Source organism: Taibaiella koreensis (assembly GCF_003545715.1).
In the GTDB taxonomy this organism is placed as follows: domain Bacteria; phylum Bacteroidota; class Bacteroidia; order Chitinophagales; family Chitinophagaceae; genus Taibaiella; species Taibaiella koreensis.
Genome location: NZ_QVNU01000006.1, coordinates 45,815 through 61,177 on the forward strand (window position 1 = coordinate 45,815; position 15,363 = coordinate 61,177).

10 protein-coding genes are annotated in these 15,363 nt (G+C 52.1%); 2 read left to right on the forward strand and 8 right to left on the reverse strand.

Annotation, left to right across the window (positions count from 1 at the left end):
* The first annotated feature begins 139 nt into the window (after positions 1-139).
* Entirely contained in the window at positions 140-820 is a 681-nt protein-coding gene (locus DZK30_RS18550) for a YceH family protein (protein ID WP_205529495.1), read from the forward strand.
* A 225-nt stretch (positions 821-1,045) separates the two neighbouring features.
* On the opposite strand, the gene DZK30_RS18555 is transcribed toward DZK30_RS18550, so the two are convergent.
* Entirely contained in the window at positions 1,046-1,414 is a 369-nt protein-coding gene (locus DZK30_RS18555; RefSeq protein WP_118975989.1) for a VOC family protein, read from the reverse strand.
* 820 nt (positions 1,415-2,234) lie between these two features.
* Here DZK30_RS18555 and DZK30_RS18560 point away from each other — a divergent pair.
* Positions 2,235-5,906 carry a T9SS type A sorting domain-containing protein gene (locus DZK30_RS18560; protein ID WP_118975680.1) on the forward strand — a complete coding sequence of 1,224 codons (3,672 nt, stop codon included), beginning with the start codon at positions 2,235-2,237 and terminating at the stop codon, positions 5,904-5,906.
* Between the two features lie 78 nt (positions 5,907-5,984).
* On the opposite strand, the gene DZK30_RS18565 is transcribed toward DZK30_RS18560, so the two are convergent.
* From DZK30_RS18565 to DZK30_RS18600, 7 genes are all read right to left on the reverse strand, one after another.
* Positions 5,985-6,890: a DUF4249 domain-containing protein gene (locus DZK30_RS18565; RefSeq protein WP_118975681.1), complete on the reverse strand. Its 906-nt coding sequence runs from the start codon at positions 6,888-6,890 to the stop codon at positions 5,985-5,987.
* A gap of 11 nt (positions 6,891-6,901) precedes the next feature.
* Entirely contained in the window at positions 6,902-9,148 is a 2,247-nt protein-coding gene (locus DZK30_RS18570) for a TonB-dependent receptor plug domain-containing protein (RefSeq protein WP_205529496.1), read from the reverse strand.
* Positions 9,149-9,225: 77 nt separating this feature from the next.
* Positions 9,226-11,097, reverse strand: a complete 1,872-nt coding sequence (locus DZK30_RS18575; RefSeq protein ID WP_118975683.1) for a carboxypeptidase regulatory-like domain-containing protein — start codon at positions 11,095-11,097, stop codon at positions 9,226-9,228.
* 23 nt (positions 11,098-11,120) lie between these two features.
* A complete protein-coding gene (locus DZK30_RS18580) occupies positions 11,121-12,095 on the reverse strand; it encodes a FecR domain-containing protein (RefSeq protein WP_118975684.1) in 975 nt (324 codons plus the stop codon).
* Positions 12,079-12,660, reverse strand: a complete 582-nt coding sequence (locus DZK30_RS18585; protein WP_118975685.1) for an RNA polymerase sigma-70 factor — start codon at positions 12,658-12,660, stop codon at positions 12,079-12,081. Before DZK30_RS18585 ends, DZK30_RS18580 begins: the two co-directional genes overlap by 17 nt.
* 145 nt (positions 12,661-12,805) lie before the next feature.
* Complete coding sequence (locus tag DZK30_RS18590) at positions 12,806-13,342, reverse strand: hypothetical protein (protein ID WP_118975686.1); 537 nt, start codon at positions 13,340-13,342, stop codon at positions 12,806-12,808.
* A 323-nt stretch (positions 13,343-13,665) separates the two neighbouring features.
* Positions 13,666-15,285 carry a T9SS type A sorting domain-containing protein gene (locus tag DZK30_RS18600; protein WP_118975688.1) on the reverse strand — a complete coding sequence of 540 codons (1,620 nt, stop codon included), beginning with the start codon at positions 15,283-15,285 and terminating at the stop codon, positions 13,666-13,668.
* Positions 15,286-15,363 lie beyond the last annotated feature (78 nt).

Genomic DNA, 15,363 nt, shown 5'->3' on the forward strand with positions numbered 1-15,363 from the left:
GCCGAAAGGATAGTTGTAGAATGATGTCAGAAAAACGCGGCGGCCGTCAGTGGACCAATTCGCGCCATGCCCTTGTACCAGGTTGGTCAATTAGAAAAATTTGCATAAGGAGTTAGTCATTGAAATTCCCTTGGCCATCATGCGATCCGGACTTATCTTTAGCCTCATGGAAGAACAATTGCCTACCCTGCCCCAGCTTGATGACCAGGAGCTGCGGGTGCTCGGTTCCCTGATCGAAAAATCCAGGATCACGCCGGAGTATTACCCTATGACCATCAACGGGCTTACTGCCGCCTGCAACCAGAAAACCTCCCGCAGGCCGGTGGTGCAGTACGATGAACAAACTGTAGTATTGACGCTGGACCGGCTAAAACGGAAAAGCCTTGTGGCTACTGTAACCGGCGGCGGTAGCCGTGTAGTTAAATACAAACATAATATAGGACTGAATTACCAGTTGTTGCCCGAGGAGCTGGCCGTACTGTGCATGCTGCTGCTGAGGGGCCCGCAAACCCCGGGAGAGCTTAATAGTAATTCGGGACGATTATACGAATTCGATTCGCTGGAAGAAGTCCAGGCTGTACTGGAGAAACTCGCCGGCGCACCGGCGCCTTTCGTAGAACAGCTGCCCAGGCAAACCGGTCAGAAAGAAATGCGCTACAGGCACCTGATGGGTGGCACCGCAGAATGGGAGGATATCGAGAGCGGCCCTACCGGTACCACAAAAGAAAGTGCAGTAGAGCAACGGCTTTCGGTTGTAGAGCAGGAGTTGGCCGACCTCAAGGAACAATTCAACCGGTTGATGAAAGAGCTGATGGGCTGATACACGAAATGAAACAGGCCGCTAAAGACAACTTTAAGGCGCAGGGGATTGAACGGTGTTGGCACAAACCGGTCACCCGGTTCCCTGCGCTTTTAATACGATCATATATCGTAGCCCTTTCTCTCTTACCCCTGCAGTGACCAATGATCCTGTTGCGCCTGCATGATCGGATCCATTACGCGTCATTGCTCTCCCGAACCTTTCCTGGAACACCAACGAAACGGATCAATAGGAGATAGAAATATAATAGCCATCGGGATCTCTCAGCGAAAACTCCTCCAGTCCCGAATTACTATTGAGATGCGGCTCCTCCTCGATTACGGCGTCGAGCATCTGCGCCCTGCGCCATATGTCGCTCAGGTTTTCCACCTTAAAATAGAGGATCATGCCGTTTCCGGCTGCGATACCAGGGTCGGTAAGCGTAGGATGGCCATGATCGCCCCAGTGATGCAGGCAAAGCATAATCTCTTCCTGCCCGTTACGCAGGATCTCAAAGACAGATCCGCCATGGCTGCTACGACAGCCCAGCAGCTGCTCGTACCATGCTGCGCTACGCCTCACGTCTTTTACAGCAAGAATAACTTCGGTGTGCATGCTTTTATTTTTTGCCTTGTACGAAGGTAGCTTAAAAAGGTAGCTTACATACCCTAAAAGGTACCTTATCATTATAGGAAGAAGATGTTCTATGCATTTCATTTATCAATATATTTAAATTATAAACAGCGCGGTTAAAGAATAGAGTCATCTTGTTAAGCCTATCAGCGCAACTGATCAACCTATCATACTTTAGCCACAAAGACAACTATTTAAATACTCTTAGTAATAATACTAGCAATGGCCTATGCATCTTTCTCCGGAAAAAATCCTCATTCATTATTTAACAATTAATTAAACAGTTACGGTAAAATAAAGTAAAATATAAATTTATAAACTAAACAAAAATAATTATGTAAAATAGACAATAAAATACAATATATAATGCGAAGATGTTTCACAATTAGAGATACTCCCTTGTAATTCTTCAATATAGCTGTCGTATAAATGCTACAAAATAAAAGAAAGGCTGATTAAAATGCATAATAAACACTGTACGCCTGCTATTTTATCTCACACTTCGAATATTAAATGTTAGAAAAACATTAACACACCATCTACTTTTGCATCGTCATTTCTTACAGGTTTTTACCTGGCTTTAGGGGGTGAGAGAAGAAGCACGCTCCCACAAACGAATAACTTATTCAGCGCCCGGTACTGGTAAGATTTGAACGAGAGAAAAAGGATTTTCCCGGATTAGCCTTTCATTCAAATTGAATAAAAAATCATGTGAAAACATGATGGGGATCGCTTTGTGTTTTTAAAAATGAATTAATAAATTTTATATACAACCAACCCACCTTTGTTATTATTATCCTTTATGAAACCATTCCTTTTCCACAACACACTTAAGATAAGCCGGGTATTGATACCTCTGGCGGCCTTAGGTCTTGGCAGCCAGGCTATGGCCCAGGCGCCATCATCGCTGAGCTATCCTACGCCCAGTGTATTTATTGCCAATGTAAGCAATGTCTTCCTTTCTCCTAACCTGGCGGGCAATGCCACAAGCTATAGCATTGCGCCAACGCTACCTGCCGGCCTGAGCTTCAATCCGAATACCGGCGTCATCGCCGGCGTTCCCACTGTAGCCAGCGCTGCAACCGACTATACGATCACCGCCCATGGCGCCGGATCTCAGTCGGCCAGCTTCCTGGCCGGCATTCAGGTAACCAACAATTTTTTCAACAACAACTACTCCTCGATCAAATTCGGAGGTCCTGGTGTTATAGTGCTTAACGGCGCCGACAGCAGCACCATCAGCAATACCTCCAACACCAGCGTGGGCCGGGCCGTGGGCGATGTGGTCGTTTACCGCAACGTCGCTACGCTCAGTGGCCAGGCGATCGATTGTATTGTGAAGACAGTAGCCATGAACGGCGTTGTGAGCTGGACAGCTTACGACCAGGCCAGCCCCAACGGTGGCGGCTACAGCGACAACGATCCCGCCTTTTTCTCACCCCAGCTTAAGTTTGCCAACGGTACTTCCAGCGGCCCCGGCGGCACCATCCAGTTCAACTTCCAGTTCATCCTGGGCGGCACTTATCGCGTAGCCACCCGCAGCGGCCTGCCTGTGGTACTGCAGAACGTGAAGATCAATACTTACGATATCGACGGCAACGGGGACAACAATTCCAACCAGATCAATGAATTCGGCGGCTTCTCTACCAGTGAGGTGGGCAATCCTACCACCTTGCAGACACCTGTCTATAACGCCAACACGGGTCTGACGACTTACCGCTCCAGCACCGACGACAATAGCATGAGTGCTACTGCAGATGCTACCCGTGTACGCATCACCTATAACAACATCAGCGACTTCAGCATCCGCCTGGGCGGCGGCGGCACTGCCTATTTCTTCCTGGACTTCAGCTCTGGCCCGGGCTTTACTACCGCCGTAACCACGACGGCACCCAGCATCGACCTTGATACCACAGTGCTTGGCGTCAACAATACTGGTTCGGGTTGCGGCACCAACTTGTCTTTTACGCCTCCCGGCCAAAACAATATCAGGGCTACGGGCAACCTTAACCGCCTTACGGTAAGTTTCCCCACTGCGGATATATTGGACGGCGCCAGTGAAAAACTTATTGTTAAAGGAGCCACCAACGGTAGCATTGCGCTCAACAGCAATCCCAATATTACCAATCTGGGCCTTAATAGCGTTAACTACACGGTAGCCGGCACCCTGGCCAACGGTGTGCGCACCCTGACCTTTACCCGAAACAGCGGTGCCTTTACCGTCGATAATGCCGAGGCCCTGCTGGATTCGCTGCAGTACAGCAATACGGATGCCACGCCTACGCCCGGTAGTCGCAATTTTACCGTAAACGTAAGGAACACTGCTTTTGAAAGTCCCAATGCCGTTTTTACAGCTACGCTAAACTGTGTCTCCATCAAAGGCCATGTATACCACGACATCAACGGCATGGCCGATACCCTGGTCAATGCCACCGGAACCAGCCAGTTTGCAGCCGGCGATCTTTATGTGGTGCGTGTCGATCCGGCCAATAACCATGTGATCGATGTACAACCCATACAGGCCGGGGGCGGCTTCAGCTTCGGTACCGTAACGCCAGGCGCTTATGCCCTCTACGTAAGCACCACCGCTCCCGCAGTGGGCAATACCTTTACAGCAGCTACCTTCCCCGCAACTTACAAGCCTACAGGCGAGCACCTGGGCGCCGGTACCGGCGACGACCGCCTTACCGATGGCAAGCTGCTTATCACCGTAGGCTCTGCCAGCGTAACCGATGCCAATTTCGGTCTTCAGATCCCGCCCGTTTCATCCAATAATACCATTGCCAATATCGCTAACCCTGGCGGCTTTAACGACTACAGCCTGCCCGGCAATGCCTTCCCGGCAAGCGATGCCGACGGCAAGGTAGACAGCATACGCATTACTGCTTTCCCTACCGGCGCCAATTATATCAAGATAGGCAATACGGTGTATACCAATGGCGGTACTTGTCCGCCCCAGGTAACCAGCTGTACCGCCTGGCCCGGCAGTGTGGCCGTAGCTATGAACAACGGTCAGCCCGTACCCGTCATTTCCGTTGACCCCATACAGGAAGGTGGCGCTACTGTGACCATTCCTTTCAAAGCCCTGGACGATGCCCGCGATAGCAGCAGCGCCAACACGCTCACGCTTCAGTTTGTAGGCAGCAGCTATTACAATATCAGCGGTAAGGTATGGAACGACGCTAACGGCAACGGCATCCAGGATGCAGGGGAGAATACCATTAATACAGCTGACAATGGCCAGACGCTTTACGCCGTGCTGATCCAGAATACCCATACTTATTCCGGCGCGCCGACCATACTGATGTCTGCACCGGTAAATGCCAATACCGGCTATAGCTTCAGCAATGTGCCTGCAGGCAACGACTATGCCGTTCATATCGCATCGCTGACTGCGGCCCCTGAAAACGGTGCAGCCCAAAGTAAAGTGGTACCGCACCTGCACCCTGCATGGACCAGCGTGAGCACCAATGCCGACGGCAACATCAGCAGCTACCTGAACACGAACGATCCCGCAGTCGCCATCCCGAACCTGACCGGCTCCAAAACCAATCACAATATCGGTCTTGACCGCCTGCCCGAAGCTGCCGACGCGTCTGCTAACGTACACTATCCTTCACTGGGCACCCTGTATACACTTGACGGTAACGGCACCAATGCTCCCGCTCCCGCCGCTACCGATCCCGAAGACGGACCGCTGGGTGCAGGCAATACGATCGTGATCACCACCTTGCCCTCGTTTACGACATTGCTGTACGATGGCCAGCCGGTAACCCTGAACCAACAGATCAGCAACTTCGAACCATCCAAGCTGCAGATCAAAATAACAACGGCAACTATAGGCCAATCCGGTACATCGTTCCAGTTTAGCTACGCCGATGCCGCTCGTGTAACCGATCCTACTCCTGCCACTTATGCTATCAGCTGGGGTGCTCCCCTACCTGTGACTATGGGTAGCTTTAAGGCCATAGCCGAAGGCAGCGCCGTACGACTGGACTGGATCACGTATTCTGAAAAGAACAACCTGGGCTTTGCTATCGAACGCAGCAACGACAGCCGTCACTGGATTGAGATCGGCTTTACCGGTACAGCGGCTGATGGCGGCAACAGCAACGAGCGCCTGGATTATAGCGCCTATGATAACAGCCCGGTTTCCGGTCTTAACTTCTATCGCCTGAAACAAACCGACAGGGATGGCCACTATACTTATACAGAAGTGCGCCAGGTATCCTTCGGTAAAGAGAACGCTATCAATATCTATCCCAACCCGGCTACCGATATCCTGAACATCACCGTCGGCGACTGGAAGGACATTACAGATGTACGTATTCTCGACATCAACGGCAAGCAGGTATTCCAGGCCAGAGAAGCCAGCAATGGCATTAGCCTGGGCAAGCTTTCCCGCGGAACCTATATGCTCCAGGTAGAGCAAACCAATGGCAACATTACCCAATTCAAGATCGTGAAGCTATAAGCGCACACTCATACTGCTGAGGGCCGCCCGGTTGTTCCGGGCGGCCCTTTGTGCTATACTGAGCCCCGTATATAAGGATCACTTTAGAAGCAGGTATTCTTTTGAAGCCGTAGCTCCTACAATACCGAAGCCGTTTTGAACATTGCCGAAAACATTGACCTTCTCCGCTGTGGGATCGTCCAGGGTCTGCAGCGCTTTGTCGTAGGTAGACAGGTATTGCCAGGCTGCATCTGATAGCACATTTACTTCCAGCACCAGGGAATCGGCCTTGATGCGCGGCGAGGAGCGTAGCACGTACAGCTGCCGGAAGCCGGGGGGAATGCTTTGACCCGAGAGCAGTCCCATGAACATATGGGATGCTTTATCGAAAATAATGTCCGGGGGCGCGTTCTTATCTCCCAGCCATAGCTGCTGCCGTTCGTACCGGATAACTGTCTGCCCCTGCTCTGTTGTGGTATAGTTGTACAGCATATAGGCCTTGAACACATAATGCGCCGGGCGATTACCTGTATTGTGCAGTATAAAGCTGAAGTTAAGCTCGCTGTCGCCATCAGCAGGCATTTCATACACCTTTTGTTCCGAAACCGTGAAAGTGTTCCGGTCCGGTACCGTATCGATACCTTCTGCTATAGGATAACCCGGCACCTCGAGACTAAGGCGATATTGTCTTCCTTTTTGTACCTTATGCGTACTCCTGAAGAAAGCGGTGGTATAAAAAGAGAACGGCTGCAAGGTTTCCTGGTAAACCCCATCCTCATATAGCTTTACGATCGCGCCTTCCGGCGCGCTGAAACTATCGGGCTGAAAAATGGCCATCTGCCTTGTCCAGCGTCCCGACAGCGAAGCGCGGGCATAGATAACACTGTCTTCCGAAAAGAGCGCATTCAAAACGGGTTTCTTTTCAGCATCCGGTATAGGTATGCTCAGCTCTTTGTGGCAGGCTGTAAGCGCCAGGCAGGACAATAGTATGATGCATTTTTTCATAAGCGATCTATTCAGAAACGGAAACTCCAGGATACCGAGGGCAATACCGGCAGCAGGCTATAGCCGGAAATATAAACCCTGTTGTCGCTATAGCCATCTACACTGTAATTAAAGAGGTTCTTCCGGTTATAGACATTGTACACGCTCAAAGTCCAGGTCCGGACGCGGCCATTTGCCTTTTCCTTGATAAAATGAATGGCCAGGTCCAACCGGTGGTTAGCCTGGATACGGATGTTATTCCTACCCGGCAGGTACTGGATCATGTCTGGCGCCAATACCGTACCAAACTTCGATAAGCTTTCGTATTGCTGTGTCGGAATCGTGTATGGCGAAGCGCTCTGGTAAATAAAGGCGGCAGACAATTCAATTCCCGGCCGCCAGCGAAAAACACCTACCAGGTTAAGGGTGTGGCGGCGATCGTACTTATAGGGAAAAGTTTGTCCGCCGTTGACACCTGGTATCTGCCGGCTGGACCAGGCCAGGGTATAACTCATCCAGCCGGTAACACGACCGGTAGTCTTTTGCAGGAAAAGCTCGGCGCCATAAGCACGGCCCTTGCCCGCAGCTACCTTCTGCTCCCAATTGTCGTCGGGGTCGGTGGCCAGGTAGCTCGCTCCGTCTTTGTATTCCAGCACCTGGTCCATGGCTTTATAATACACCTCGGCGGTCAACGCAAGCTGATGCTGCCAGAGGCTTCCGCTTAAACCCAGGGCTACCTGCCGGGCCTGTTGCGGAGCAATGTTCCGGGTTGCAGGAACCCATAGATCCGTTGGCAACGCGATAGAATTGGCGGAAAGCAAATGCAGGTATTGTGTCATGTCAGCGTATGAAGCCTTGATACTCCAGTCGCTTGTCAACAAGTAGCGCAGGCTTAGCCTCGGCTGCAAAGACGCATAGTGCTTTCCCTGGACAAAAAAGGCGCTGGCATGTAAGCCCAGATTAGCCTTCAGATGCTCACCCAGAGACAGCTCATCTTCTGCGTACAGATCCGCTTCCGAAGCCGGGATATCCGAGTCGATATCAACGGCCCGTACAGGGCCGCTTTCCGTGGTTTCCCGCATATAGCTGGTACCCGGCCGGAACAGATGCTGCGTGTACATGAGCCCCAGCCGCAATTCTTGCCGGGCAGAAAGCTGGTAGTGCACATCGGTCCGGGCGGTATAGTCCCGGATACCGGAACGCAGATCGAGATCGTACCCCGACAATTTATCTTTAAAGATGTCTTCCTGGCTGCTGCCCAGTTGCAGCTGGTACTGTACGGCAGACAAAGCGACCGACCAATGCAGGTTTTGTGAGAAGGTGTGTTGCCAACGTAGTACGGCAAAGGCATTGCGCCACTGCAGGCTATTGTCGGCAGCCGAGCTGCCATCGCCGGAAGAGCGCTCGTCGAGCGTCTTTAAGCGGAAATGATCGCCGCCATAATAAGCGCTCAGGCTCAGCTGGTCTTTTGCAGAAAGGTGATGTTCCAGCTTCAGATTGAAATCGTAAAAATACAGGGACACTTTTTTTACAGAGGGTTCGATGATGCGGATGACCGGCGCCCCATACAGATCGTGATAGGTACGGCGCCCGCTGAACAGGAAAGTCGTCTTATTCTTTTTGAGTGGGCCTTCAAGGGTCAATGAGGACGACAGCAGGCCCAGGGAAATGTTCCCCCCGATACGCCCGGTATCACCGGTCTTTAAGCTTATATCGACCACTGAGGAGATACGGCCGCCAAAACGCGCCGGGAAAGCGCCTTTGTACAAGGTAACACCATCGATGGCCGCCGCATTGAATGAAGAGAAGATGCCCAGCAGGTGGGAAGGATTGTACAAAGGCGCCCCGTCAAGCAGAATAAGGTTCTGATCGGGCGTGCCACCCCTCACCAGCAAGGCGCTGGTACCTTCGGCGCCCTGCTGCACGCCCGGCAGGGTTTGTAAGGCTTTCAGCACATCGGGCTCACCGAAAAACCGGGGCAAGGCGGCAATTTGCGCGGCGCTCAGTGTGATCCGGCTCATGGGTGCTGTTACAGGATCTTCCCGGTTGCCGGTGATCTGCACCCCATGCAGCTCATGAATAGGTTGGTCATTTCCGCTGCTGTCTGCTATCTCTTCCGGCCGGTGAAGTGATACGGCAGCCGTGGCACTGTCCCGGGACTGTTGACCCGTACCGGCATTCCCGCTACGGACAGGCGCTTGCGCGTGGACAGGCGCCGCACAGCCCAGGCAAAACCATATCCAGCCGATAGTAAAAAACAAACCATAATATTGCATCATATGCCGACAGACCTTAAGGTCCATTCTGACGCGGCACTTAAGCGTTACCCTACCTTTCTTTGAAAAAATGCCGGAAATTACCGGGCAGGAGTGGTTGCAGGTTTGTGGCTCCAGGAGATGCCGTAAGCAAGGCAAGCGCCCAGGTGGATCTCCTGTACACCAAAAAAGTCGCAACGCATACTGAAGTCCAGCTTATCGCCAAGGTTGATGCCTATGGAGGGCGCCAGGTTTACCACCATTCGCTTCTGCTCGATGATTTGGCCTCCCGATAAAAAAGCGCCTCCTGCTTCGACAGCTACATACAGCAATCGTTCCTGGAATACTTTCAATCCTGCCGTAAGCGGTACGATCTTCATAGGGTATCCGTCGACCCAAACGTAGCCCGATGAAAGGGTAAAAGCGATGTCATCGAAGAGGTATTTTTCAGCCCTGACCAACAGCCGGTAGGAGCTATTCTGAAAGCCCATAAGAGCACTAAGCCCGACACCGCCTCCGAAAGCCAGCGTCCAGCCGGCACGATAACGCGACCGGGGATTGTCGTAACGATACCTGGGATCAAATGTAAGCCCCAGCTCCCAACCCGGCCAGGTCCTGGTCGCATTTTGATGGTCGCCGGGATGCAGATAAGGTAGGTTCAGCAGGTTCTTAAAGCCCTCCTGTGAAGGCCCGTACCGGTTCTTATACCAATTGAGCACAGGGCCTGCGCTAATGCTGAAATAGCGGGACAGCCGCCATTCGGGCAGCAGCTTCAGTTGCGCCAGCCGGTTCTCGAAGCCTACTCCGCCATCTACCAGATGATAGCTTACCTGAGTCGCCAGCCGTAGCCGCCGGCTTAGGATAAAGTCGTGACCCAGGCCAAGCCCTACTGTGATCAGCAAATTGTTGCCGGAAATATTATAGCCCAGCATCCAGATATTGTACAGGTTGGCATTCCCGGTTTTCAACGCAATATTGGCATTGTTGATATTGTTGCTGTAGAAAGAAAAACGGCGGTATCCATTGCTCCCCTTAACTACATTAAGCAAGCCCAGCGACCAACCCGTAGTGCTGTCGGCAATATTGATCACGCCCACCTGCAAGCCCCGGTTGATACGGGCGTAGTTGAAGCAACCGACCTGCCCTCCCATCATATGGCCTTCCGTCTTATTGATCACGCCTGCAAACTGCAGTCCCTTTAGGGTGTCCTTCACTTCATTGTGGATAGTAGTAAATTGAATGCCGCGATACGAGCGCGCGGCATAATTCAATACCAGCGATAGCTGCAAGGGCTGCACCTCGCCCGTATTGATATGCAGGAGCCCGCCCATCTTGACACCAGATGTATTGAGGTCGGTCATATGCCTCAAGGCGCCTTGCCTGCCGCGGCCAGCGGGATCATCTTCAATAGCCACCTCAGGCAGGTAAATGACTTCCTGCACCATGGCGATATCAGGCATAGCGGATTGACCGCCGGCGGGTATCTGTTGTGTTGTATAGCCGACTTTGGAAAAACTGATGCGATGATCGCTGCCTGTTGCCGGCAGACTGATCCGGTACCTGCCCCTTTCATCGGAAACAACCATTTCTACCGGTCCTTTGACCGTAACCGCGGCCAGTGGTGTACCATCGGCAGCATCCTTTATTCTTCCCGAAACAATGACCCGTGGCGAAGGCTTCAATACGATATAGCCCTGCTCCTCGCTATAAGTATACGCTTGATCAAGCAGGTCGTCCAGGATTGCCTGCACAGTCTTGTCCCGGTACCGGAGACTTACCATTTTATCCGGCAAAACACCGGTCTCAAACGCAAAATGACAACCACAGCTACGTCCCAATGCATCCAGGGCCGTGGATAGTTGTTGCTCGGGTAGCTGCAGGGACACGATCTTCCCGAGGCATTGCGCCTGCGTATCTACTGCACACAGCAACAGCAGTCCTATCCCTATTTTCAGAAGTATACGAGCCCGCATCAGGGGCACAAATGTAAGCGGATTTATTTGAGTATAATCCGCTTACCCTGCGTTTCCACTTGCAAGTCAAAGATATTGCACACCACCGCCAATATCTCGTCTAAAGAGCGATCCTCAAATGCAGCATCCAGCTTTAATGCCTGCTTTGCAGGGTCGGCGATAACGATCTCGCGATCAAAAGCCTTACCCAGCACCACAACCAGCTGGTTAAGCGGTGTACCTTTACAGATAAAACGATGCGTGCGGTAATAATTATACAACAGGTCTTCCTGCCGGGTTTTTACAGGAGGCGCCGTATCGCCCAGCGCCAGGCCCCTCTGCCCCGGACGCAGATCGACGGCATACTGGTCGCGTCGCATTTCTACCTTCCCGGTCTCTACAATAACTTCAGTACTGTCTTTGCCCTGAGCAACATTGAAGGAAGTACCCAGCACTTTTACCCGGACATTCCCGGCCTTCACCATGAAGGGATGTGCCGCATCGTGTTGCACCTTAAAGAAAGCTTCTCCCTCCAGTGTTACCTCCCGCTTGCGCGGGTAGCCGGCCTCATACTGGATCACGGAAAACCTGTTCAGCGTAATCACGGAGCCATCGGGTAAGGTATCGGTCACTACACGGTTACCGGCGCTCAGTATTACCGGTTTGTCGCCCTTTCGCCATAACAATAGCAGCGGCACGGCAAGAAGGATCGCTAAGACGGCAGCCACAGCGGCCAGCTTCAGCGGCCGCAGGCCCGACCGGCGCGGCAAGGGAAGCACATTGTCTTCTGCCAGCCGCTGCTGCAATGCTTGCCACTCTGCTTCAATATCGACAGAAGGCGCCCGGGACAGGCCCATGCTTTGCCGCTTCAGGAAAGCCAGCTGCGACAGGTAGTGCCTGTTGTCCCACGACGCTGCCAGCCATGCCTCTACCTGCGCCCGCTCTTCCGGCGTCGCTTCATCGTAGAGATAGCCGGTCAGCAACTCATCGCTTACCGGGTTATTAGGGTCCTGTTGCACAAAAAATAATTTTTAGTCCTGTATAAATGAAGATCAGCAAGGGTAAATAGTCACTCAGTGCTACCCGTAGCTGTTTCAGCGCATGGGTAATGTGCTTTTCCACTGTTTTCACGGTAACACCCATACGATCGGCAATCTCGCGGTAACGCAAGCCCTCCGTGCGGCTAAGGTTGAAGGCCTGACGGCATTGCGGCGGCAGCGCTGCGATACCTGCGGCAAGCCTTTGCTCCAGCTCCGATAATTCTCCTGGCACCCCGGCCATCGTATGCTCCTGCCGCAGCCGGCTATGTACTTCGTATTTTCTCCGGTTCTCTTTTTTTCGATACTGATCCATACACTCATTATGTACGGAACGATAGAGGTAGGCCGTAAGGGATTGACCAATCCGCAGCTCCTCCCGCTTTTTCCACAATTTATAGAATACTTGCTGGACCGCCTCCCTTCCCTCCTCAGGATCGGCTACCAGGCTGCAGGCATAGGCATGCAACGCCTCAAACTGTGTTTTGAAAGCCTGTTCAAATACTTCAGCCGATAAATGCGTGACCGCGTGGTTCAAATACTCCATGTACTGCCGGGAAGGCGCCGTCGGGGCTGTTTAAGGTAAAGACGTCTCACCGGATCCTTACCCTACCCCGGGGGCATGGCCGCTGCGAAACTAAGCATTCTGATCCTGCCGGGAGTAAATAACACTTGCACAGCAGGATACATCTTTATTTATTCAATCCCTTGCCCAGCAGGAACGTTCCGGTAGAAATCCCCATCAACGTATAGGTGGTAGTGTCAAATTCGGGATACTGCATATGCGGCAGGAAGGCACTGACGTAGATCACGACATAGACAAATGTGAAAATGAGCTGCTGTAGCCGAACGAGAGACAGCTGGTTGTTATCGTCTTTAAGCAGATCGGTCCAGAATCCGCTACTGTTCAGGTGTACGGCCTTCAGCGAAGGCGCAGTGCCCGTCTTCTGCGTGGCAACAATCACTTCTGCCGTCATGGCTGTGGCGCCTGAGATGCCCAGCAAAACGAGCGACGTATTGTTGATGCCGGGTATGTGATCGGGAGAAAAACCCCAGTAGAGAACGAAGGCCGGCAGGATGACCAGCGTCCATATCCAGAGCTGGAATTTATGGAAGCTGTAGGGCTTCCCGGGAGCGCTTCCTTCTTTCAGCAGATCGGAGCGCAGACCAATGAACAGCAAAACAAGGAAGCTGAGCGCGGCCAGGATAATAGCAATAATCTTTTCCATCGTCAGGTGTGTTTAAAATGGTTTGTTGGCGCCTACAAGTTACGGATTAAGGGAAGCAACCGCAACCCCCATTTTGGTGCCCCGCTATACTATCCTGTTGCCGGATTTATCGAAACCAAAGAGCGGCTGCCTATATACAGGCAACCGCTCTTTCTGATCGTTAACGTGTTATATTATTTTTACTAACTATCCCGACATAGGAAACATTGGTCAAATTCGTCTTGATAACGGCTGCTGAGCCCGTCGAAGCACCATTTATAGCTGTCCTTTCGACATGCTCAAGGACCGAAGATTACTTTGTTTCCTATATCGGGATAGTCACTTTATTTTTTTACAAACTCCAGCCGTTGGATACGACCTCCGTCTGCAAGCGTGATATAATAGATACCCGGCACCAGCGCCGCCACGTCCAGCGAAGCAGTACTTCCCGAAACACGGCCTTCGGCAACCAGGCTGCCGCTGATGTTAACGATCCGGTACGCCGCTTTATCCGCGCCTTCGAGGGTTAAGCCTCCCGCGGTTGGATTGGGATACAGCTTTAAAGCCGATTCGCCGGTAGCTTCGCCGATACCGGTAGCCCCTGGCTTATAGCCGGTAACGGTTGGCTTCAGCTTGTACCAAACACCGGTGCCGCCATCCCACCAGGCGGTAAACATGAAATTACCGGAATTGCTGCAGCTGCTGATGGCGATGGGTACTTTGGTTACCGCCATACCAATTGCGGTTGAATTGGCAATGTAATAGTTAGGAGCAGAAGTGCTGATCATACCGCTAAAGGCATCGATAGCCTGGGTCACATAGCCCAGTTGCGTATTGTACCACCCGATATTATAATTGCGGTTGCAGACCGCGCCGCCGGGGCGTCCTGCGCCGGCACACACGGCTACGGCATAATTATCTGAGCCTGGCACCATCGCCGCTGTACAATTAAAACCACCACCGATCGCAGGATTGATCTCGTAGATCTGGTGCGTGGTACCATCGAAGAAGATGCCACCGATTACCCAGGGAACCATTCCCGAACCGGTAGGATTATAAGCCATGGCCTCGATACGCGGCAATAGGGCGCCGGTGGTACCGGGAGGGTTAGGAACAGGATTGATAACGGTACCACCTATGGGCGGTGCAATGGGCGATGCCGCGGCATTCATACGCAACTCTGCCTGGAACAAACCAAGAAAAGCATCGCCATAAACCAGGTAAATATGTTGCAGGTTGGTCACAGGGTCGAAGGATACGGCCACATCTGCGCCGGAGCCACAATGCCCGCCGGAGGTAATAGGCGTTACCGGCGACAATGCGCCAGGGTTGGAGATATCGCCATGAACCTCGTAGATATTGATCACAAAGGGCGATACCGTAGGATCGTCAAGCTGTCCGTAGGTGATCACGAACTTGTGCATGGTAGGCAGGCCGGATATAGGGGCCGTAAAATCGGGCAACATATCTATGTGCGGGAAATAGCCTCTCTTAGAGGTTAGCACCACCGATTTGAAAGGCTGCAAAGTGATGGAACCGGTATTGGCCCCAAGGATAAAATACGTGTCGAAGGTAACGAACTGGCTGCTGTTGAGGTATACTACTGACAAAACATATCTGCCATTGGTAGGATCGTGTGCGATTACCACATCGGGAACACATTCAACAAAGGAAGGGATATGCAGAGAAGCACTGCCGCCGATATTATTGGTGACTTTGATATCGACACCGGAATTAGGTGGGTAGGGATCCCAGGCTACGGCTTTGATCTGGTTGCCGCCGGGCAATTCCAGCATGTCTGCATTCAAGGTGTAGATCTGCTGTGTAAAGGACGCATAGCTAAGATCCGTAGTAGTAGGAAATACAGGCACCTGAGCCTGGACTTGTGTGCCCATAAGCAAAGTGCCACAGGCCAGGAAGAGCGTTTTAAGCTTTCCTGAAAATTGTTTTGGTTGGTTGTGCATAGAAGTGGTTTTTCATGCGTGAAAAAATAAATTCAGTATAAACTTAAGGTATAAACCGGCACTTGCTCCCGCCTTACA

Coding starts and splice junctions, on each gene's coding strand:
- DZK30_RS18550 (WP_205529495.1), top strand. CDS start 140: ATGCGATCCGGACTTATCTTTAGCCTCATGGAAGAACAATTGCCTACC.
- DZK30_RS18555 (WP_118975989.1), bottom strand. CDS start 1,414: ATGCACACCGAAGTTATTCTTGCTGTAAAAGACGTGAGGCGTAGCGCA.
- DZK30_RS18560 (WP_118975680.1), top strand. CDS start 2,235: ATGAAACCATTCCTTTTCCACAACACACTTAAGATAAGCCGGGTATTG.
- DZK30_RS18565 (WP_118975681.1), bottom strand. CDS start 6,890: ATGAAAAAATGCATCATACTATTGTCCTGCCTGGCGCTTACAGCCTGC.
- DZK30_RS18570 (WP_205529496.1), bottom strand. CDS start 9,148: ATGATGCAATATTATGGTTTGTTTTTTACTATCGGCTGGATATGGTTT.
- DZK30_RS18575 (WP_118975683.1), bottom strand. CDS start 11,097: ATGCGGGCTCGTATACTTCTGAAAATAGGGATAGGACTGCTGTTGCTG.
- DZK30_RS18585 (WP_118975685.1), bottom strand. CDS start 12,660: ATGGAGTATTTGAACCACGCGGTCACGCATTTATCGGCTGAAGTATTT.
- DZK30_RS18590 (WP_118975686.1), bottom strand. CDS start 13,342: ATGGAAAAGATTATTGCTATTATCCTGGCCGCGCTCAGCTTCCTTGTT.
- DZK30_RS18600 (WP_118975688.1), bottom strand. CDS start 15,285: ATGCACAACCAACCAAAACAATTTTCAGGAAAGCTTAAAACGCTCTTC.